We start from the raw sequence: 21744 nt of genomic DNA, 5'->3' as shown, positions 1-21744 counted from the left end.
GCTTACCGGGACACAGTCAACTCTGCACCCTCTTTTATCTCATTTCCGCGCTGGAAAGCCTCTGCCGCCATGCGTTTTTTACCCTCAAGCTGCAGTTCACGAATGCACAGCAGGCCCTGTCCTGTCTGGACACAGATTCCGTCCTTTGAAACACGGACAACCTGTCCCGGATGAAAACTGCTGTTTTCTTCACAAACGGTTGCTTTCCATATCTTAAGTATTTTGTGATTCCAGCCTGTAAACGCACTCGGCCACGGATCCAGTCCCCTCACCAGCCGTTCCAGTTCCACTGCGCTTTTTTTCCAGTCAATCATCCCCATACTCTTTGTGATCATAGCCGCATAAGGAGTCGGACTTTCCTCTGGCTGCTTTTCATATACCGCCTCACCTGATGCGATCTCAGGGAGTGTTTCCACCAGCAGCTTTGCTCCTGCTGCACTCAGCTTTTCGAAAAGGCTTCCCCCTGTTTCCGTTTCCTCAAGCGGCACTCTCACTTTGGCGATCATATCACCGGTGTCGAGACCTTCGTCCATCTTCATAACAGTAACACCCGACTCCCTTCTGCCGTCAATGACCGCCCGCTGAATCGGTGCCGCTCCCCGATAATCAGGCAGCAGTGACGCATGAACATTGATGCATCCGTACTTCGGCATCTCCAGAAGCCGCTTTGGAATAATCTGTCCGAAGGCAACTACAACCGCAATATCCGCATGCAGTTCTTCCAGCTGATCCAGAAATGCCTCATCACGGACTCGCTGGGGCTGCAGTATATTCAGGCTGTACTTCAATGCTGCCTCCTTGACGGGGGTAGGCTGCATTTCCCTGCCTCTCCCTTTAGGTTTGTCCGGCTGGGTCACTACTGCTGCGATCTCATGTCCCGCCTCCACCAGAGCCTCCAATGTCCCCACAGAAAAGTCCGGGGTTCCCATAAATAATACTCTCATTTATTCCTCAGCCTCATCTTCGTATTCTTCATCAGCAGCCACATCACGGAGCTCGCCATCTACATGCTCCACATACATAATGCCATCCAGGTGATCACATTCATGGCAGATTGCGCGGGCCAAAAGCTCCGTTCCCTCGAGTACGATCGGTTCCATATTTTCATTCAGAGCTTCTACTCTCGCATAATTCGGACGTGTCACCGTCCCGGTTTTGCCCGGAAGGCTTAAGCATCCTTCGTCTCCGGTCTGCTCTCCGGACGTCTCCACAATCACCGGATTGATCAGTATATGTGGCCCTTCACCGACATCAATCACTACGATCCTTTTCAGAACCCCCACCTGAGAAGCTGCCAGCCCGACACCGTATTCCTGGTACATGGTATCCAGCATATCACCGATCAGCTCCCTGATTCTCGGAGTCATTTCTTCCACAGGGCGGCATTTTTTTGTAAGTACACGGTCGCCCATCTTTCTGATATTACGAATTGCCATAATTTCCTCCATTTCTTATATGTTCCTCGGCATATATTAAAATTGATGTAACTGTTCAGAGGGGGCATCTTCTTGCATGGCCGACGGCCATACAAGAAGCATCGGAGGTTCCTCCGATGTTAATATTGACACCAAAACCCGCTTACAAGCGAGCCTGACGCTGATTTTGGTGTCAATATTCCCGCCCTCTGAACGGTTACAAATTGATGTTTTATCAGCTGTTCAGATCAAATTGTATATACAGTTTTCGGAATCCCGCATTGACCTCCATATACCGCTCTGTTCTTGTTCTCACTGCAGCGAGATACGCCTCCAGCGGATGCTTCAGATACAGCACCTTCCTGTATCTGTCCTGAATTTTTGATACAGTGGCATCTGCGGGTCCTATGATGGAAAGGCGGTTATCCCGGTTGACATTCTCAATATATTTCCGAATATACTGCATCGCCACAGCCAGCTGTTCTTCATCCTCTCCACTGCCCGTCACCGCCATCATCGCGCAGGCAGGCGGATAATCCATCAGCATCCGGTATGCGATCTCTTCCTGATAAAATGCAGGATAATCCTGTTGCACGGCTGCCCTGATACTGTAGTGCTCTGGCTGGTACGTCTGAATAAATGCCTCTCCCGGTGATTTCCCCCTGCCTGCGCGTCCAACCGCCTGAACCAGCAGCTGAAAGGTGCGTTCTGCGCAGCGGTAATCGTCTGCATTCAGGGATAGATCCGCAGCCAGCACGCCCACAAGCGTAACCCGGGGAAAATCATGTCCCTTGACGATCATCTGTGTCCCGATCAGAATATCCGCTTCTCCTCCGGCAAAAGAAGACAGTATTTCAGAATGACTGTCCTTCTTCCTGGTTGTATCCATATCCATGCGCAGTACTTTTGCCTGCGGAAACATTCTCCTGACCATGTCCTCGATCTGCTGTGTTCCCGCGCGGAATGCCCCGATGTAACGTGATCCGCAGCACGGACAGGCTGAATTTTCTTTTTCTGTATAGCCGCAGTAGTGACACACCATTTTTCCGCCACGGTGCAGCGACAGTGAAACATCACAATGGGGGCATTTTACCACATGGCCACAGGACCTGCAGGAAAGAAAGCCCGCATAGCCCCTGCGATTGAGAAACAGGATCGTCTGTTCTCTGTTATCCAGTCTTTTCTGAATCGCATCCCGCAGTGAACGACTTATAATAGAAGTATTTCCTTCTGATAATTCTTCCCTCATATCCACTGTATATACACTCGGTAGCATGCCGCTTCCAAATCGCTGTGTCAGTGTTAACAGACGGTATTCCCCCGACTGACAACGGTAATACGCTTCCAGTGAAGGAGTGGCAGATCCCATTACCACGGCAGCGTCCTCCAGTGTCGCCCGCATGACAGCAGTTTCCCTGGCATGATAGCGCGGAGTGCCTTCGCTTTTATAGGAGGTCTCATGCTCCTCATCAATGATGATCAGTCCCAGCTGCGGAAAGGGCGTAAACAGCGCGGACCTTGGTCCTACCATCACCTGTACCTGGCCGTTTCTGGCCTGCTCAAAGGCGTCCCAGCGCTCCCCCTGCGACATACGTGAATGAATAACAGCTGCTTTTCCCCTGAATCTGCGGCGGAAGCGCGCGGCGATCTGATACGTCAGTGCGATCTCAGGTATCAGGACGATCACCTGGCGTCCTCCCCGCAGCACACGGTCGATGATCTCCATATAAAGACGAGTCTTGCCGCTCCCTGTTATGCCGTATACCAGGCAGGGTCTGGGGCTGTCACTGTTCATCTCTTCACAGATCTGTCTGGCAGCATGCTTTTGTTCTTCTGACAAAACCGGTTCCGGTTCTTCATCAAATTCAGGAAGATTCGGCGAGCGGTACAGAGTCTCAGAATCCACACTGATGATCCCCAGTTCAAGGAGCGGACCAAGCACGGCAGAGGTAACGTTCAGTTCTCTTAGTGCCTGTGCATAATCCAGTTCTCCCTGCTCAAGCAGCGCCTTCATCACTCTTGCCCTGGCAGTGCGATGCTTTTTCTCACATTCCCGCAGAAACTCCTGTGCTTCCTCCCGCTTCTGCAAAAGGCAAATCGTCCGCTTCTGTTTCGTTCTGACTTCCTGTTTCATAGGGAGTACAGTCTTGAGCGCCTGTATCATAGTGGCACCGTACGTCTCCTTCATCCATGAAGCAAGCGCAATGAGTCTGGTCTCAACACCGACAGGGCGCCCGGGAACTGCCGCAATTTCTTTCATCCTGTCTTCCTGAAACTGCGCTTCCTGTGTGATCCCGACTACATATGCATTCGTCATGCGGTTTCCCCTGCCGAAAGGCACCAGAACCGGTATTCCAATCCGCACGGAACTTTCGAGTTCTTCAGGAATCCGGTATTGAAATGTCCGATCCAGTTTTTCGCTGGTAATGTCCACAATTACATCTGCATATGTTTTTTCCATCTGCTATTTTCCTTCCAGAATATCCCTGATCAGATCCCTTTCATCCATCGGATATTTCTTACCCCTGATCTCCTGATAGTCCTCATGGCCTTTGCCTGCGAGCACAATGATATCGCCCGGTTCTCCATGGTGAATGGCATAGGCGATCGCCTCTTTCCGGTCTGCAATCTCTACAAATTTCCCGTCTGTCTTTTCAATTCCAACTTTAATATCATCAATGATCGCCTGAGGTTCCTCATCCCTCGGATTATCCGATGTGATGACAGTAAGGTCTGCCAGCCTGCCGGATACTTCTCCCATTTCATACCGCCGGAGCTTTGATCTGTTTCCTCCGCAGCCAAACAGACATACCAGCCGGTGGGGATGATATTCCCGCAGCGTTGTCAGGAGACTTTCCAGGCTCATCGCATTATGGGCATAATCAATCATCAGCGTAAAATCATCGGAGACTTTGATCATCTCAATCCTTCCTTTGACTTTCGCCTGCTTCAGTGCCTGAATGATATCATTTTCCGAAACATTGAAATGACGGCAGATAGCAATCGCCGTCAGCGAATTGTAAATACTGAATTTTCCCGGTACGTCAATCTCGACGGAAAAATCCATAAGGCCTTCCACCTGATATGCGACACCCAGATATCCGGGTTTCGAGATGAGATGTGCATTGACTGCCCGAAGGTCTGCATCCTCAGAAAATCCAAATGTCTCCAGCTTACAGGTATGTCCCTTGATCATGTCTTCCAGATGCTCATCGTCTGCATTCACAATGCCCACCCTGCACTGCCTGAGCAGCTGGCTTTTGCACTTAAGATATTCCTCAAAATCAGCATGTTCATTCGGACCGATATGATCCGGCTCAATATTGGTAAAGATTCCGATATCAAAAGTAAATCCTGCAGTTCTGTGAAGCTTGAATCCCTGCGAAGATGCTTCCATCACCGCACAGTCGCATCCGGCATCCAGCATTTTCCTGAAATACTTCTGAACGGTAAATGATTCCGGTGTCGTATTCTTCGACGGAATCACTTCATCTCCGATAATCGTCTCAATAGTTCCGATCAGCCCCACCTTATACCCTGCATTTTCGAGAATCGATTTCACCATATAGGTAGTCGTTGTTTTTCCTTTCGTCCCGGTAATTCCAATTACCCGCAGACTATCTGCCGGATATCCGAAGTACGCAGCTGAAATCACAGCCATGGCATACCGGCTGTCCGAAACCTTTATCACAGTTATCCCTGCCGGAACCTGAACTTCCTCTTCTACAACGACCGCTTTTGCGCCTTGCTGCACCACGGCGGGTACAAAAACATGGCCGTCAGCGACAGCTCCCCTGACACAGATAAACAGCGAACCTTCACAGGCTTTTCTGGAATCGTTCACCACTTCCGTTATCTCAACATCTTCACTTCCGTTTATTATCTCGTAATCCAGACGTTCCAATAATTTTGTAAGCTTCATGCCGCACCTCCGTTTTGCATCTGCTTCGTGACAGAACACTCTGCGTATTCTAACTCATCTTATAGAATATCACACTCAAAAAGGGTTTTCAACTTGAAACGGGTCCGTGTTCACATACAGAAACCTTTCCTGGCATCTTAATAATTTCTAAAGAATCTTTTTGTTTCTTTTATGGAATGTCCACACTTTCCTCACAATTTTCCTGTATAGTAGGTATTGGATAGTTGATTAACCACTCACTATCTCCCCCCTCATTTAAAAAAACAGGGACCCGCATAAGCGGGTCTCCGTTTTTTTGTTCTATTTATATAATTTTTCTCTGCATGACTCATACTCATCCATAATAATATCTGTCCACTCCGGGCGTACCAGCAAAAGGGCCGGAATATAGCAGCCTCCTTCGGAAAGCTCCATAATTTCTTCACGAATGCTTTCCCTGACAGCACGTTCAGTCAGCGTACCTGCGCTTTCCATCACATCCAGCTTCTGGGTGTCAAAGTATACATTATAGACCACTTTCGTCCCCGTAAGCTTTTTCATGCGCGGAATATCATTCAGTTTCATAATGTTCAGCCCGTCAACTTTCAGGTCATCCACAATTTCCGGTATCAGATCCTGGATATTTCCACAGCTGTGAAGTTCAAAGAGTATTCCTTTGCTGTGTACATGTTCCACAATTTTTCTGGTCGGCTCTTTTATCAGCTCCCTCCATACTTCCGGTGCAAAGAACAGGGCACGCTGCGTTCCCCAGTCGTCGTGATAGCAGATAATATCCGGTCTGTAGTACTCGGCGATCTTGTCGATCAGACGGCATTTATAATCGGCCATTGCCTCAAAAAATTCTTTTACCTCATCAGGATCTGTCAAAAGGGCACACAATGCATCCTCAAACCCCATAAAAGTGTGGAGGCGCTCAAAGATACCATTGTGTATCATCTGATAAAGCAGGGCATCACTGCGGTTAAATTCCAAAATCCGGTCTTTTTTTGCCGCCTGTTCCCAGTCAAACTGTTCCAGATCCGGAAATTTCACGACCTCACGCCAATCCGCAATATCTTTCAGCAGAAAATCAGGTCCCGGGACAGGCGCCGGCTCCCCTTCTTTCCACATCCAGTGTACTCCAAACCAGTCATAGCCATCCCTGCCGCCGGCTGCCCGTTCCAGATAGCCGCTGACCGGAACATTATTGATAATACCCTCCCCCATGATCGGAAGGAACTCCGGCATTTCATGGCGATACAGTTTTAATGCATTTTCTTTTTTTGAAATCATATTTTTTCCCTCCGCTCTCTTAAAATAAACAGGAATACCAGGCCGATGACCGGCATTACCGCCAGTGAAAACCAGCACGTTCTAAATGTTCCTGTAAGATCGACCGTCCAGCCGACAACCATCGGTGACAGAATGGATGCCATCTGGAAGACACAATTTTGAACTCCCATCACCGATCCGGCAAGATGATCGGGAGCATATTTTGTGATCAGCGCATTCAGATGTGCATTCGGAAGATATGTTGCAAAACCATAGACAAAGCCTGCTGCCTTCAAAATGCCGAGATTGGTCTGGAAACCAAAAATCAGTGTCACAACGGCAATCAGGATATATACGCCGATCAGATAGAATTTTACATTCATGTTGAATTTTTTTACGATAATCCCGGTCAGCAGTGAGCCGATAATCCCACCGATACTGTAAATGCTCATAACACCTGCCGCCTGTACTGTTTCATATCCAATACTGCCCAGATAAGTGTTGGCCCATGTGGACACGCCAAGATTCAGAAACATATAGAAAAAACCGGCGAAACAGACACAGACCAGGTTCCGTGTCGTAAACACAATTTTCAGTCCCGTCAGGAGCGTCACCTTTTGCCCGATTGCTTCTGATTTAATATTTTTTACAGTCACAAATATGAGAATCGCGATGGCTATGGCGATATAGCCAACCACGCGAAATGCTGCCTGCCAGCTGTAATCAACCAGCAGCCTTGCTCCCAGTTTGTTAGCGACCGTAAGTCCCACTGTCGGACCGACGAGCAGAATACCAAAAGCGATCCCCCTGTCTTTCTGTTCAAAATATTCACTGATAACTTTACTGCAGCACGCCATCACCACGCCCGCTCCAAGACCGGTGATGACACGACAGATCATGCCCTGCGTATAATCTGTGATAAATGACATTCCAATAGAAGCGAGACCGGTCACAAGCACACCTGCCGACAGGACATATTTGACCCCAAAACGGTCTGCCAGTGTTCCCCCCGGAATCTGTGTTATAACGTAGCCGATAAAAAATGCCGACATAAAAGAACCTGCTGCGACATTTGACAGTCCAAGTTCCTCCGTTACCGTTGTGTTGAGCGGTGACCAGACAAATCTGGTCATAAAAGTAACTGCAAATGCCGCGAGCATCAGAAGCAGCAGCAGCCACCGTCTGGAATCTTTTGTCTTTTCCATGTGAAACCCTCCATTTTGATTTTCTTTTGCTTTTTATGACTATATTATACCAGTCCTGCCTGATCAGAATAATGCCATGACCATACAATTTCATATTGTAAACTGTACAAAATTGCACAATTGCACTCCTCATGAATATTCCGCTTGCACACCTTCCTTATATTCTATAGAATGTCCCTATACGAATATTTTTGAGGAGGTAGATTTCATGAGGCTGTCACTCCGGCTTATATATGAACAATTGGCGGAGCAATACCCGGCATTATCTCTGACGGGCTCATCCAGCCCCGGGCTGACGGAGGTTCAGATATTTTCAGCAGGCAGTATCCCACCGAGAAATGATGTTCTTTACGTCGTTCTGGATGATGCTGCGCCACCCCGGATTTTTTCTGAAACCCCGGGCATCTCCTGCATTACGCGCGGTCCGGGACACCTGAATTTTCCGGAACAAGCCATCGTTGTCCCCTGTCAGTACTGTATGACAGACTTGTTTAACGATGTCGTATCCCTGTTCCGGCAGTTCCAGTCCTGGGAAACCTCTGTTCTGGATGCCATCGCACGAGAGCGCCCGCTTACAGACATTCTGAATCTTTCGCATATGGTCACACGTGATACCGTGTATCTCGCTGATACCACACTGAAACTTATCGCACACACATCACCAACCCTGATGGATGATATCAGCGCAAACTGGAACTATCAGATCAAATACGGTTACATGCCAATGAATATCGTCCGGAAATTGATCGACACCGGGGAACTTGCTTATATGAATAAAACCCGGGAATCATTTACCTATCCGACAGAAACCTTCAATCTTCCCTACACCTGCAAAAATATTTTTCATGGCTGCCAGCTGCTGGCACATCTGTTCATTGTCGGAGTCTATTCACCCCCCACCCGCACACATCTTGAAATCGCAGAAGCGCTGGGGCGGATGCTTTCTATCTATCTCGAAAAGAATCCCGGCAATGTTACGCTGTTCGGCACCTTCCACGAAGGTTTTTTACGTGATATATTAAACAGACGGTTATGCAACCGGGACTTAATACAGAATCAGCTTTCCTATTTTGACTGGAAGATTGATGATACTTTCGCGCTTCTGCTGATTGACTGTGCAGAAGATTCGCAATACAAGAAGCAGTTGATCATCAATCATCTAAGCCAGAACCCAAATCTGGACTGCAGTGTTTTTGAAGCAGAACATTATCTGGCTGCTATCTATCACGCTCCGGATACCACGGACATTCGCAGAGACTTATACAGCTTCGCCGATAAATTTCAGATTCGCGGAGCTCTCAGCAAAAGCTTTCATGACCTGACCAACCTGCATATTTATTTTGAGCAGGCAAAAAAAACCTTGACGATCGGACAAAAGCTGTCACCGGATAATCACATTTTCATCAATGATGACTACGGTATTTACAGCATTATTTCGAGAATCGTAGAGGGACATTCCATCTTCGAACTGTGTCACGAAGGCGTTCTGCGACTATATGAAACGGACCAGGAAAATGGTACAGACTATATCAACACGCTGTTCCAGTACCTGTCCAATGACCGCAATCTGCTGAGGACCTCAAAATCCCTGTTCATACATCGCAATACCCTGAGTTATCGTCTGGACAAAATCTCAGCTGTGGTTGATCTGGAATACGATAACCCGGAAAACCGTCATTATATTTTAATGTCCCTCTATATTTTGAGATACTGCATTCTAAATAGGAATAACCCGTGACGTTCTGCGTATTTTTTACTTCTTCTTAAGAATATTTCGATTTATTTTAGAATTTATCCATAGTTTTATCACAATTATGCTGTATAGTATGTATTAGATAGTTGATTAACCACTCACTATCTCCCCCCTCATTAAAAACAGAGACCCGCGAGAGCGGGTCTTTGTTTTTGTGATGTTCTGCTTAATCAGCAGCACATATTTTTTACAGTCTTTTATAATCCCTGTCCATCTTTATTGCAGCTTAAGACTTTTATGTTTTATTTTAGATTTTCTCCACACTTTCGTCACATTTCTACTGTATACTACATATCAGATAGTTGATTAACCACTCACTATCTCCCCCCTCATTAAAACAAAAGACCCGCTCTCGCGGGTCTTTTGTTATTTCCTTTTAAGACATACATTTGATATCTCTTGTAATCTCGTATTTTTTCCTTTATGATAAAGTTACGATAATTCTGATGATTGCGGAGGAGCGCATGAAAACAAATGAAAAAGGCGTCAGTTCAGAGTCGGAAGTATTTTTTCTTACACCGTCAGAAACAGCACGCGAACTATTATATTATATCACACGCTGCGGCCATTATTTCTGCAACACGCAGTATATGTTCAACGGCAGCACCTCTTTTGGCCGCCACCCTTCACGCCAGACAATGCTGATGATGTATGTACAGAGTGGTTCTATGTCACTTACCCTAAACGGTGTGTCCATGCAGGCAGTTCAGAATCAGGTGATTCTGGTGGACTGTCTGCTTCCGCATGAATATCGTGCGCAGGAAAACACTGAATTTTACTGGATGCACATCGACGGAGTGAATTCCCGCACGTTCTGCGAGCACATCCTCGCTGAACACGGAAATGTCTTTAACATCGTCCAGACGGCAGCATTCCACCATAAATTCCAAGAGCTCATCAACTCCTGCCAGCCCACGACAGGCACCGGAGAAGTGCCTCGTTCTCAGATGGTATACCAGCTGCTCTGCACCGCTTACCACTCAACAGCACAGCCGGGCAGTTCTTCTGATGCCAGGGCAGCCGGCGGCAGCACTCCCATCGACCGGGCTCTCTGCTATATGAGCGAACATCTTTCCGAAGACCTGAACGTCACGGACATTGCCGCCTGTGCCGGCATGAGCAGCTCCCATTTTTCAAGGCAGTTTCGGGAAGCTACTACCTATTCCCCTCACGAGTACCTCGTGTTGAAACGCATTGACTATGCCCAATGGCTGCTCTATGCAACTGTCATGCCCATCCGGGAGATCGCAGAAAAGACCGGTTACAACAGCGAGACTAATTTCATCGTCTCCTTCAAAAAGAAAATGGGGATCTCACCGTCCCGTTTCCGCAAGCTTACTAAGCCAAATCAGCCTCAGAACGTATAGCGTTTTGCAATTTCAATCATTTTATACAGTTTTTGTGGATCGACACGCGGAGGCAGACTGTCGCCGTTCGCCAGCACGAACCGCCTCCTGTGGTCGCCCAGACTCTCGATCGTCTCAACCGTTCTTTGCTCCAGTTCCTCCAGCGTACAGCGTATCAGGAAGGTCGGATCAAGTCCGCCGATGACTACAAATTTGTCATCCCACGCATCGTAACAATCTCTGATCTGAATATCTCCCACCGGTGCAGGTGTCACCGATTCAAACGCTGCTACGCTCTCCTGATTCATGAGTGGCAGCAGATTCTTAATCTTTCCGCAGGAATGATGGATCAGTTTTTTCCCATTCGCCGCCAGAATATCCGTAAATTCCTGAAACTCAGGAAGCACATACTCCTCAAACCACGCCGGTGAGAGCAGTGTTGTCGAAGAATCTTCCCACACATTGAAGTAAGTCGCGGGACAGCCCGCCGCAACACGGCACGCCCGCATATTAGCGGCCTTCAGTACCTGCATGAACTCTTCTACGATTTCCGGTTCTTCAGACAGATCTATGATCGTGCGCTGCAGATTATCTTCCAGCAGATATTCCAGTGAGGACCGAAATTCCGTCGCCTGCGGCACAACAATGCCGTGATCACCGATCAGTTCCATCCGCTCTTCATACCAGCTGTAATCCGGTTCAAAATCCATGTGTTCAAAGACATACTGCAGAATTTTATAATCTTCCAGCTCCTTAACGAAACTTGATTTACGTGCGGAGATTGATCCCCAGAGCATCGGACCTGCAAATGATTCATAAATCGTTCCGACAGGTGTGGTGTATGTGCGGACGGTTTCACCGTTTTCATATACGTCCGTATATTCCACGCCCCCCGACAGCACGATCTTATACGGCAGCGGTCCATCGCGATCAATAATATCTGCTCCGAGTTCTTTCATAAACTCGATCGGATCCGGCTTACCTGGCAGGCTGTTCGTATAATACGGATTGATCAGGAATGAGCTCGCCAGGCGGTCCGGTGTTTTTCCCTCCAGTACACAGTTTAAGCGTTCTTTTGATGTCATTTCCATCTTTCATACCCCTTTCAAAATGTGAACCATTGTTGTTTGATATCACGATTGTAACATCTGTATGATACGTCCACAATTTGAAAAACGCTTAGAAAATTTATATTTTCTGCTCTCAATGGCCGGCCTCCATGGAACCTGCATCTTTTACTGGCACAAGGAGTCTCTTTCAAACAATACAGCTTCTCCCATGCCGCCCCCGATACACAGGCTTGCGACACCAAAACGCCTGCCGGATCTTTTCATTTCATATAATAAAGTAGCAGCAATGCGGGCACCCGATGCGCCGATGGGATGCCCCAGTGCGATGGCTCCCCCGTTTACATTGACCTTGTGATCCGGAATCTCAAGATCTCTTAAAACACCGATCGACTGCGACGCGAACGCTTCATTTATTTCAAATAAATCAATGTCATCTACATGCAGTTCCGATTTTTTCAGCAGCTTCTTTATCGTCGGTACAGGACCCAGTCCCATAATCTTGGGATCTATTCCGCAGGACGCGCTGCACGCCACCCTCGCCAGCGGTTTCAGATGGTTTTCCTTTACAAATTTTTCAGAGACCACCAGCATGATACATGCGGCGTCATTGATACCGGATGCGTTGCCCGCTGTTACTGTCCCGCCTGCTTTAAAAGCAGGTCTCAGCCTGGCCAGCTGTTCAACGGACGTATTTGGACGTATATGTTCATCCTGCTGGAAGACAATATCATCTCCTTTTCTCTGCGGAATGCTGACAGGAACAATCTCCTCCTTGAATTTTCCGGTCTCTGATGCAGTTTTTGCTTTCATTTGGGATTTCAGAGCAAATTCATCCTGCTCTTCCCTGGTTATCTGATATTGCTCTGCGACATTTTCTGCTGTGACACCCATATGATAATCATTGAAAGCATCCCATAACCCTTCGTGAATCATACTGTCTACCGTGGTTCCATCTCCCATGCGCTGTCCTTCCCTCAAGCCGGGCAGCAGATACGGTGCGCCGGACATGCTTTCCATTCCGCCGGCGGCAATACAGTCTGCCTCTCCTGCTTTTATAAGCGCAGCTGAAAGGGCTATCGTGTTTAATCCCGATCCACATACTTTATTAATCGTTAAAGCAGGAACCTCAATCGGCAGTCCCGCGTTGACAGTCACCTGTCTTGCCGGATTCTGCCCCTGTCCTGCCTGCAGCACGTTGCCAAGAATCACCTGGTCTATCTGATCCGGTAAAATTTCCGCTCTTTTTATTGCCTCTTTTAACACATGGGCACCCAATTCTACAGCTGTTACTCCCTTCAGTGTCCCTAAAAATGAACCAATCGCTGTACGGCATGCTCCAATCACATATACGTTATCTGTCATATTATAAGTGTCCTCCTTAAACTCATTCAATTCATCAGCAGTTTTTTCGCAAATGACAGCAGATCATCGCTCACTGATGTGTCGAGAATTACTTCTTCAACAAACGGATACTCTTTTATAATCGCTGTCTCTACAGATTCTTTTACTGTCAGCTGCGCAGACGGACATCCGCTGCAGGTGCCAAGCATCCTTACAATCACTTTGTTATCCGCAACGCTCTGGACTTTTATAACAGAGCCGGTGCATAATGACTGTTTGTCCAGTAAACCTTGAATCTCACGTATTCTCTCATCCATCACTCAGTCCTCGATCCTGGCAAGCCTTTTTGCAAGCTCTTTCTTTCTCTCGATATTTCCCTGTCTTGAAATCATGATCCGCTGCGCCTGCGGAGAGCCGGCCCCGTGCATGGACTCTGTCCTGTATCCGACCGCTGCAGTCCCAAGGGTGATATTTTCTATGAGCCTGAGAACGCGCATACGGTTTTCAGTTGAAATCTTCGCATCGCCTTTAAAATATTTTTCTATGTACGGACCGATCTTTTCGTTTCTGAAGTCCTGTTCAGAGGGTAATGTTACCATTAACCCGCCGGCAATATCTTCTGCCAGACGGGAGATCTCATACGGAAGCCTTGTAATATTCTGTTTGCAGACATTGGCAAGCAGTGTATTCACATAGTAATTTCCCGACTGCGTCCGGGCCCCCTCAGCTGAGCAGGCAATGCCGCATGCATAAAGCGTTTCGTTCAGGTGCGTCATCTCAATTAATTTGTCTTTTATGTGTGATGCCTTTGGAATTCCGTTGTATTCTGCGGCAAGTGCCGTCGCTCCGATCAGCACATCACCCACCCCGACTTTGCATCCTCCATAACTCTGCCTGTGATAAGATGCAAACCGTTCTACCAGCATTCCTGAGAATTCCGTTTCGCCGTTCATGAAGATTCTCTCATTTGGAACAAAAACATTATCAAAGATAATCAAAGCCTCATGTCCGCCATACTGACTGTTGCCAAGATCGATATCCGCGCCTTCTTCCATCTTTCTCGTATCACAGGACTGCCGTCCGTAGATCATGAAAACCCCTTCTGCATCCGAAGGTACCGCAAATGACACTGCATAGTCTTTTTCTTCGGGCTTCATAGCCACGGTAGGCATGACCAGAACTTCATGTGAATTCACAATGCCTGTCTGATGTGCCTTTGCACCTCTTACGACGATTCCATCATCTCTTCTCTCTACCACCCGCAGATACAGATCAGGATCTTCCTGCCCCGCCGGGGACAATCCTCTGTTTCCTTTCGGATCTGTCATGGCACCGTCAACTGTCCAGTCATTTTCCTGAACCTTCTTCCAGAAATTTACGAAATTATTGAAATAGTGTGTTCCCAGTTTCTGATCAATTTCATAGGTGGTACTGTACACTGCATTTCCGGCATCCATTCCTACACAGCGCTGGAAGCATGCTGCCGTTTTTTGTCCAAGCATTCTCTGCATTTTAACCTTCTTCACCAGATCTTCCGTGCTCTGGTGGATGTGCGTAAAACGGTTGATTTTATTCCCCGTCAGATTCGAAGTGGCCGTCATAAGGTCTTCGTATTCAGGGTACTCGGCCAGCTCGTATGTAGCTGCGACGGAATTCATGGAAGGCCTGATCACCGGATGGTCCACCGCAGACTCTATTTTTTCTCCAAACATGTAAACCACCAGATTTAGTTTTCTTAAACTTTCAATGTACTCTTTCTTTGTCATCATGTTCCTTCTTCCTTTCTTCAACAAATAATCCGTGTAACCATTATATTATCTGTCGATTCAGGGCATATTGCAGAAAGTCAGAAAAAAAATACCGCTGACCGTGCAAAAGAAATACACTTACAATGCTTTCCTCATCCCTCTCTCCCCATTGAATATCGTTTTTCTGTACATCTCAGGCGATATGCCGGTGATACTTCGAAATGCCCTGGTAAATGAGGAATTACTGCTGTATCCTATCATAACCGCGATCTCTGTCATTCCAAATTCCGTATTCTCCAGTATTTCTTTTGCTTTGTCAATCCGGGTCCTGCGCAGATAATACCCCGGAGACACCCCGGTCTTCTGCTTGAACCAGTCGTTATAATACTTCACGTTATAGCTTTCGATGTAAGCAAGCTGCTCCATGGTAATGTGAGCATCATAATGATTGCTGATATACCAGATGGACGGAGGCATACACTCTTCCATCAGCTTACTGTAAAAATAGCGGTACAGGTGTTGCACGGATTCACTTTCCGGCTGCTCCCTCAGTTCTGCCTGAATCAACTGTATCAGCTGCAGGATCTGTCCTTTCATGGACAGGACAAAAGGCTCCGCCAGAAAATAACGGTGTCTTGTGATTTCCTGTCCGTCCAGATTCAAAGCCAGCATTTCTCCTTTAAAATCGCATGCGTGCTCCATCCCCTCCGGAATAAAGCAGAGTTCCCTGGAACTCACTCTGTATTCCGCCTCCCCCGCAACCAGCCTCAAACTTGCTTTTAAAGGAATCAGTACCTGTGGATATTCATGGGCGTGCTGTCCATGACACTCCTGAAAATGATTAATTTGGATATCCTGTTTCATGCATATCACCCCTTACATTCATGCAGCTAAATTACCCGTTTTACATACAGACTGAGGATTTCCCTGCAGCGCTCCAGTTCTTCCTGTGAAGGCGTCTGAAGATCCGGAAGCAGATAAGCCCGTCCCAGCTTCCGATAATTGCCTGCTCCCAGACGATGATAAGGTAAAAGTTCTATAGCGTCCAGGTGCTTCAACCGACCGGCAAAAGCCCCTGTCCTGTGGAGATTTTCCTCCGAATCATTGATTCCCGGTATCACAGGAATCCTTATGACCAGCCGAAAATCAGCATTCGTCTCATTTGTTCGTTTCAGATTTTCCAGGATTTTTTTATTATCCACTCCACAGTATTTTTTGTGTTCCTTTGGATTCATGATTTTCAGGTCCACGTATGCCGCAGAAACATGATGCAGAATCGGATCAATGTCCCCCCAGTCTCCGTAAAAAGTAGTTTCGACCACTGTGTCAATCCCTTCTCTTTCCGTCTGCTGCAGCAGGCATCTGGAAAAGTATGACTGCGACAGGGGTTCTCCCCCCGAAAGCGTCATGCCGCCTCCCGAATGGAAATAAAAAGAACTGTCTTTACGCACTTCCTTCAGTACCTCCTCCACCGTCATCAGCCTGCCATACATCTTCTTTCTGGTTTCCTCTTCTGTTGTCCCCTCAATCAGCATACTCTGACTCTCCGGCGCATTACACCACCAGCAGCTGAGGGGACAGCCTTTTAAAAAAACGACAGTTCGGAGACCATCCCCGTCAAAGATAGAACTTCTCTCAATTCTGAGTACTGTTCCCTCCATTTCTTTTCCTTGGTAAGATCCAGGCATCAGCGACATCCACACCCCCAGTTATCGATTTCTGTCCTGCCGATGATTTCATCTTGTACTTCTTTTCCCAGCTCCACAAAAAATGCCGTATATCCGGCAACACGGATCAGAAGGTCACGGTGTTCTTCCGGATGAGCCTGTGCATCCAGCAGCGTTTCCCTGTCCACAACATTGAACTGCGAATGGTAAATGTCCAGTGTACACTGCGTTTTCAACATATTCATCAGGTTCCTGATACCTGCCTCCCCTTTAAGAATCGCCGGCTCCAGCTTCATATTCAGCTGTGTTCCCTGTGTAAACCGGGCGTGCGGGATATGGCTCACCGATTTCAAAAGTGCAGTAGGACCGTTCACATCCGTGCCGCCTGTGGCTCCGATTCCATCTGTCAGAGGTGTCCACGCATAACGGCCGGACGGCAGAGCTCCCACCCATGCACCGATGGGTGTATTGCCGGAGACAGGAAGCATTCCCGTAGTCATCTTTCCAAATTTTGTATCGTACTTTTCAAACTGGTCCGTTATATAGGTGAAGATCTCCCCAACGCAGAAGTCTGCTTTTTCCTCGTCATTTCCGTATTTCGGCGCATCCATGCACATCTGATGGATATCCTCGTAGCCTTCAAAATTCGCCTCAAGTGCCTGCAGCAGCTCATCCATGGCAAGCTTTTTCTCATCAAAGATCAGATATTTCACAGCGGCAACGGAATTAATAATATCCGCCTGCCCTACCGTGATGACGCCGCCGCCGCAGTTATATTTGGCACCTCCCACGCTGTAATCCTTCTTTGCTTCCATACAATTTGGATAACCCAGGGAAAGCGCCGGAACCGGTCGATAGTTCATGCTCAGATAATCCAGAAGCTGATTTCCAGACACTACCACATCGACAAAGTAATCAATCTGCGCTTTTAATGCATTCATGAAATCATCGAAAGTCTTGAAATTTACAGGATCGCCGGTCTGAATCGATACCTGTCTGCCTGTCTTGCGGCTGACGCCATTGTTCAGTACCATCTCAATGATGCCGCCCATATTCACATCTGCCATATCCGTATACTGCTTCATTCTTCCGGAAAGGTTCGTCTCCACACAACCGCAGGGATTCCAGTCCCATGCTTCGCTTAAAGGCACCCCTTTATTAAGCATCATCCTGATTCCGGCATCGTCATGGTAAACAGCAGGCATGCTCAATCCCATTCTGATCCCTTCTGCTCCTTTGCGCAGGAAAGAATCCGGATTTTTCGCTATATTGTACCGTATGGACATGTTGGGCTCTTTGAAGCGGACATCCATAGTAGCCTGAATCACCATATAAGACAGCGGATTCACCGCATCATTTCCGTACTGGTCGATACCTCCTGCCGTTACCTGTACCGTAATACAGTAGCCCGCTGCAAACTGAGCTGTTACCTCATCCTGGAACAGAGACAGCTCAGCGATCTTGATCCACATACAGTCCAAAAGCTCCTGTGCACCATCCTGGTCAATGCGTCCGGCCTTCAGATCTGCTTCATAGTAAGGCAGCAGATACTGATCGATACGTCCCAGATTATAAGACGAAGCATTTTGTTCCATATAAATTGCATATTCGTAGGTAAGCATAGACTGGACAGCCTCGTAAAAAGTGCTCGCCGGATGTTCAGGCACTCTGCGGTTCACTTCCGCTATTTTAAGAAGCTCTTTTTTTCTCACCTCATCCTTACATTCCTCTGCCATCTGCTCCGCCAGATCTGCATGGCGGTTAGCCAGAGCAGTAATTCCTTCAGCAGCAGTGATTTCCGCCTTAAGAAAATAAATTTTTTCCAGGTCCCCAACACGTGATTCCGTAAGCTGCTTAAGCTTTTCCTCAGCCTCTCTCTTAAAACCGCCCACGCCTTTTGAGAGCAGTTCGGGCCAGCCAGGTGTCGTCTCCCCATAGCCGCGAACGGCTTTCCTGTCGATATAGATCATTCCGCTGTCTCTTAAGTCCCTGAGCTTCTCCGGCATCATAGCCTGCCAGCGGTCTAAAAGACATTTGTTCTTCCAATAATCAGACACTTCTTCTTTGAAAATCTTTTTGCCTTCTTCATCCAGGTAAAACGGATCGAATGTGCGGGTACTGATGGTATCCAGTTCCCTGTCCAGAATAGAACAGGAACTGTCTGCACACAAAATACCGGCACGCGGCTTAAATGCCGCGCCGCCCACAAGCAGCTCATGATCCAGTATAAAGATATTCTTTTTCAGACACTGATTCTTAAATCCTGCAGCTTTCTGTATGATCCAGGGCTGGCCTTCCGTTGCTTTAAACCCTTCGGTAAGATATTTTGCATTATAAACATCCATGTCCACCCGTGTATCAAGATATTGTTTTCTCAACGCCTCAATACGATTTATATACGCTTTTGCCATACTTTTTCTCCTTAAATTTTGCATCACTGTTCAGAATCTTTTCCTGTATGACGCCTGGCACGCAGGAAGATAAGCTTCCACTGAATAGTTGCCTCTTTACAAAGAAGGGCATGTTTCGTCTGTCAGAAACATACCCTTTTTTATCATGCGCTCAAACTCAAATGGAAGCTTTATTTGGCTGTATAAACCCCTTCATTCAGATAGAGATGAAGCTGTTCATCATCCATATGGTCGATATCCAGATACTCCAGAGTATATTTGCTTCCTGCAATCAGATCTCTCTTGATCATCACATTTGCCAGATAGATCATGCAGTCGACAGTCGGCGTCGGAACATTGTACTTCCTGCCCAGCTGCTGAATCAGATAGCATCCTACCGGAACGTCTTCTGTGATGTAACGATTCTCCAGGTCAAAAGGTCCATCTCCATAGAAGTTCTCATATTTCTCCTCAAACGGCACTGCAAAATCCGGTCCCATATACTCTTTGCCATACATGGTGGTACGTGAAAAGAAGTCTTCATAGTTCACTGTGCAAATGTCTACATTCATAGCCTTAGCCAGTGCCTTTTCCTCCTCCCAGAAAACCGCCTGCACCTCTGCGATCGCAGGACACAGCGCAAATCCATACAGAGAGTAGTTCTTCTTATCCTGTCCCAGGACCGTATCAAAGTTCTGCATGACCGCAGCACCCAGAACAGTTCCCGGAACATGGATTACAGGATTGACGTTGGACAGATTAACGTCTATAACGGTGGTGCCTTTTACAAATCCATCTCCGGTGCGGATCGCATCCATCGCGGGAATATACTGAGCAGACTCGATAAATGCATCGGTATCCGAGTGAGGAAGAGCCGCACCGCGGATGGTGGTGATGCGGTCTTCAACCTTGCATTCATTGGTTAAAACCCCGCCGCGTTTTATGATACGCACACCGTAAGGAGCGGTATACCATGCACCCACAATAATATTTTTCGTACAATTCATTTCACGCATTAATTTGCGAAAAATAAAGGTGCCGCAGTTATCCGGTAAGATATGTATTACCTGACCATCCTCAAGCAGCGGAATCAACTCACGGAAAATATTTTCATGAGCCATTGCTACCGTAGCAACGACTATAATACCTGCTCCTTTTACAGCTGCTGCCATATCGTCAGTGGCCAGTTCCACATGTCCGACACCGTATCTCTCAAATCCATAGTAGCTGAACTGATGACCGCCCAGTTTAATACCGGTCTTTTCAATGTTGCGGAAGTTAATCTTAGCAAAATCCGGCTGATCCCAGATGCGGACTTTCTTTCCTGCCAGGGCGCAGTCGCCCGCCATGGTTTTACCAACACCGCCTCCTCCGAGAATGGCAATTGGCATGTCTTTCAGATAACTCATATCCATCGTTTTATACCTCCTGTGGCACATATTGACAAGTTCTTTAGGACCTGTTGCAGAGCTCTGTTTGGAATTCCTTGACTTTGTTTCAATGATCTTTGTACATTGACTTAATTTCATTGACTTTCAGTCATCCATTAATTGTATTATATTCCCAGTTTATTTGTTTGTAAAGCGTTTTTTTGTGCAAAAATCACCAAAAAAAAGCCGGAACAACCGTGCAGTATTTCCATACTGTGATGTCCCGGCTCCCCGGCCAGTTACTTATGATCCAATACAGCTTTTACTCTTCCATTACTGTCTTCCACAGAAGCGGAGAGTCAGTCATTTCAAAAAGTGGTCGGCTTATTTTAAGTTGCCCGTTTCCCGTTTTATCCGTTTTATCCGTTCTTTCGCTTCCTCAATACTTTCCCCGTCTTTTGTAAGATAGCGGTCAACAAAAGCATCTTCAATCTTTGTGTAGCTGCTGACAACTGTATCTTCAATTTTCTCATAAGTACCAACAACTTTTTCTGTGATTTTTTCATTTGCTTTTACAAGTTTTGATTTTGACATATTCATTTTCCTTTCTTTTTTCCTTTGATTATCATGGAAAGTCCAAGTGCCAATATGAACAGGCATACCGCCGCGCCAGTTAATACATCCATTATAAATGCCTTTCTATCGGTCAATTCGCCAAAGGAAATAAACATAGACCGTTGCAGAGTGAAAATAGACGCTGACACATCCGCATAACCGATACTGCGAATGACTGTCAATAACGGCGACGGATTTTTATGATGCTTTACTGCACGAACGCTTACTATTGTGATTTTATAAAAAGTGTAGGTTGCAATCATAATCATCACAATCGTTTCATGTTTGGTTGCAATATTTTCTGCCAGACTGATATATATTACACTGGTCAAAACAAGACTTAATGCGGCCAGCAGACCGCCGGACAGCTTCATCACAAAATATTCCATATCGTTAGAAGCCCCCTTATTATTTTGACGTTCACATAATACGGCAGAAAAACGTGTTGTACTTAAAATCATATAGTACGCACACATGGTAATAAACCATACCGACCGATAGACGATACCAAGCGCACCATTATAGAGTGCATACAGTAGATTGATAACAAAGCCGAAAGCTGCGCCTGATACCATTCTGTATCGCTGCTCATTTAACAGCCTATTACCAATTTTTGTGCTTTTGAGTATATCAAAGATTTTCTCCTTAATG

18 protein-coding genes are annotated in these 21744 nt (G+C 46.9%); 2 read left to right on the top strand and 16 right to left on the bottom strand.

Annotated elements, in window-relative coordinates:
• Positions 1–2: 2 nt before the first annotated feature.
• The 6 genes from fmt to MCG98_RS06830 all read right to left on the bottom strand — a co-directional run bounded on the left by fmt (position 3) and on the right by MCG98_RS06830 (position 7793).
• Positions 3–944: a methionyl-tRNA formyltransferase gene (gene fmt / locus MCG98_RS06855; RefSeq protein WP_240301237.1), complete on the bottom strand. Its 942-nt coding sequence runs from the start codon at positions 942–944 to the stop codon at positions 3–5.
• Positions 945–1436 carry a peptide deformylase gene (gene def / locus MCG98_RS06850; protein WP_240301235.1) on the bottom strand — a complete coding sequence of 164 codons (492 nt, stop codon included), beginning with the start codon at positions 1434–1436 and terminating at the stop codon, positions 945–947.
• Positions 1437–1650: 214 nt separating this feature from the next.
• On the bottom strand, positions 1651–3876 hold the full coding sequence (priA, locus tag MCG98_RS06845) for a primosomal protein N' (protein WP_240301233.1): 2226 nt from the start codon (positions 3874–3876) through the stop codon (positions 1651–1653).
• A 3-nt stretch (positions 3877–3879) separates the two neighbouring features.
• Complete coding sequence (locus tag MCG98_RS06840; protein ID WP_240301231.1) at positions 3880–5337, bottom strand: UDP-N-acetylmuramoyl-L-alanyl-D-glutamate--2,6-diaminopimelate ligase; 1458 nt, start codon at positions 5335–5337, stop codon at positions 3880–3882.
• A gap of 300 nt (positions 5338–5637) precedes the next feature.
• The gene (locus MCG98_RS06835) at positions 5638–6609 is read right to left on the bottom strand and encodes a uroporphyrinogen decarboxylase family protein (protein WP_240301229.1); all 972 of its coding nucleotides are present in this window, start codon (positions 6607–6609) and stop codon (positions 5638–5640) included.
• Positions 6606–7793: an MFS transporter gene (locus tag MCG98_RS06830; RefSeq protein WP_240301227.1), complete on the bottom strand. Its 1188-nt coding sequence runs from the start codon at positions 7791–7793 to the stop codon at positions 6606–6608. Before MCG98_RS06830 ends, MCG98_RS06835 begins: the two co-directional genes overlap by 4 nt.
• Positions 7794–8001: 208 nt before the next feature.
• Here MCG98_RS06830 and MCG98_RS06825 point away from each other — a divergent pair, with 208 nt between their 5' ends.
• On the top strand, positions 8002–9531 hold the full coding sequence (locus MCG98_RS06825) for a helix-turn-helix domain-containing protein (RefSeq protein WP_240301225.1): 1530 nt from the start codon (positions 8002–8004) through the stop codon (positions 9529–9531).
• Positions 9532–10010: 479 nt separating this feature from the next.
• Complete coding sequence (locus tag MCG98_RS06820; RefSeq protein ID WP_240301223.1) at positions 10011–10913, top strand: AraC family transcriptional regulator; 903 nt, start codon at positions 10011–10013, stop codon at positions 10911–10913.
• Here the strand turns inward: MCG98_RS06820 and MCG98_RS06815 are convergent.
• From MCG98_RS06815 to MCG98_RS06770, 10 genes are all read right to left on the bottom strand, one after another.
• Complete coding sequence (locus tag MCG98_RS06815; protein WP_240301221.1) at positions 10901–11983, bottom strand: uroporphyrinogen decarboxylase family protein; 1083 nt, start codon at positions 11981–11983, stop codon at positions 10901–10903. The two genes, MCG98_RS06820 and MCG98_RS06815, sit on opposite strands and share 13 nt — an antisense overlap.
• Positions 11984–12127: 144 nt before the next feature.
• Positions 12128–13324: an acetyl-CoA C-acetyltransferase gene (locus tag MCG98_RS06810; protein WP_240301219.1), complete on the bottom strand. Its 1197-nt coding sequence runs from the start codon at positions 13322–13324 to the stop codon at positions 12128–12130.
• Between the two features lie 26 nt (positions 13325–13350).
• Positions 13351–13620 carry a NifU family protein gene (locus MCG98_RS06805; RefSeq protein ID WP_240301217.1) on the bottom strand — a complete coding sequence of 90 codons (270 nt, stop codon included), beginning with the start codon at positions 13618–13620 and terminating at the stop codon, positions 13351–13353.
• Positions 13621–13623: 3 nt separating this feature from the next.
• Complete coding sequence (locus tag MCG98_RS06800; protein ID WP_240301216.1) at positions 13624–15072, bottom strand: 4-hydroxyphenylacetate 3-hydroxylase family protein; 1449 nt, start codon at positions 15070–15072, stop codon at positions 13624–13626.
• 117 nt (positions 15073–15189) lie between these two features.
• Positions 15190–15915 (bottom strand): AraC family transcriptional regulator, encoded by a 726-nt coding sequence (locus MCG98_RS06795; RefSeq protein WP_240301214.1) that lies wholly within the window; start codon positions 15913–15915, stop codon positions 15190–15192.
• A 26-nt stretch (positions 15916–15941) separates the two neighbouring features.
• Complete coding sequence (locus MCG98_RS06790) at positions 15942–16712, bottom strand: glycyl-radical enzyme activating protein (protein WP_240301212.1); 771 nt, start codon at positions 16710–16712, stop codon at positions 15942–15944.
• A 26-nt stretch (positions 16713–16738) separates the two neighbouring features.
• Entirely contained in the window at positions 16739–19129 is a 2391-nt protein-coding gene (locus tag MCG98_RS06785) for a formate C-acetyltransferase/glycerol dehydratase family glycyl radical enzyme (RefSeq protein ID WP_240301204.1), read from the bottom strand.
• Between the two features lie 170 nt (positions 19130–19299).
• Entirely contained in the window at positions 19300–20523 is a 1224-nt protein-coding gene (locus tag MCG98_RS06780; protein WP_240301202.1) for an NAD/NADP-dependent octopine/nopaline dehydrogenase family protein, read from the bottom strand.
• A 339-nt stretch (positions 20524–20862) separates the two neighbouring features.
• Positions 20863–21072, bottom strand: coding sequence for a hypothetical protein (locus MCG98_RS06775; protein ID WP_240301194.1), 210 nt, complete (start codon positions 21070–21072; stop codon positions 20863–20865).
• Between the two features lie 2 nt (positions 21073–21074).
• Positions 21075–21668: a hypothetical protein gene (locus MCG98_RS06770; protein ID WP_240301192.1), complete on the bottom strand. Its 594-nt coding sequence runs from the start codon at positions 21666–21668 to the stop codon at positions 21075–21077.
• Positions 21669–21744: the final 76 nt, after the last annotated feature.

Origin of the sequence: Ruminococcus sp. OA3 (assembly GCF_022440845.1) — a bacterium.
Taxonomy (GTDB): Bacteria; Bacillota; Clostridia; order Lachnospirales; family Lachnospiraceae; genus Ruminococcus_G.
This window is presented reverse-complemented; position numbering and strand designations above follow the sequence as displayed.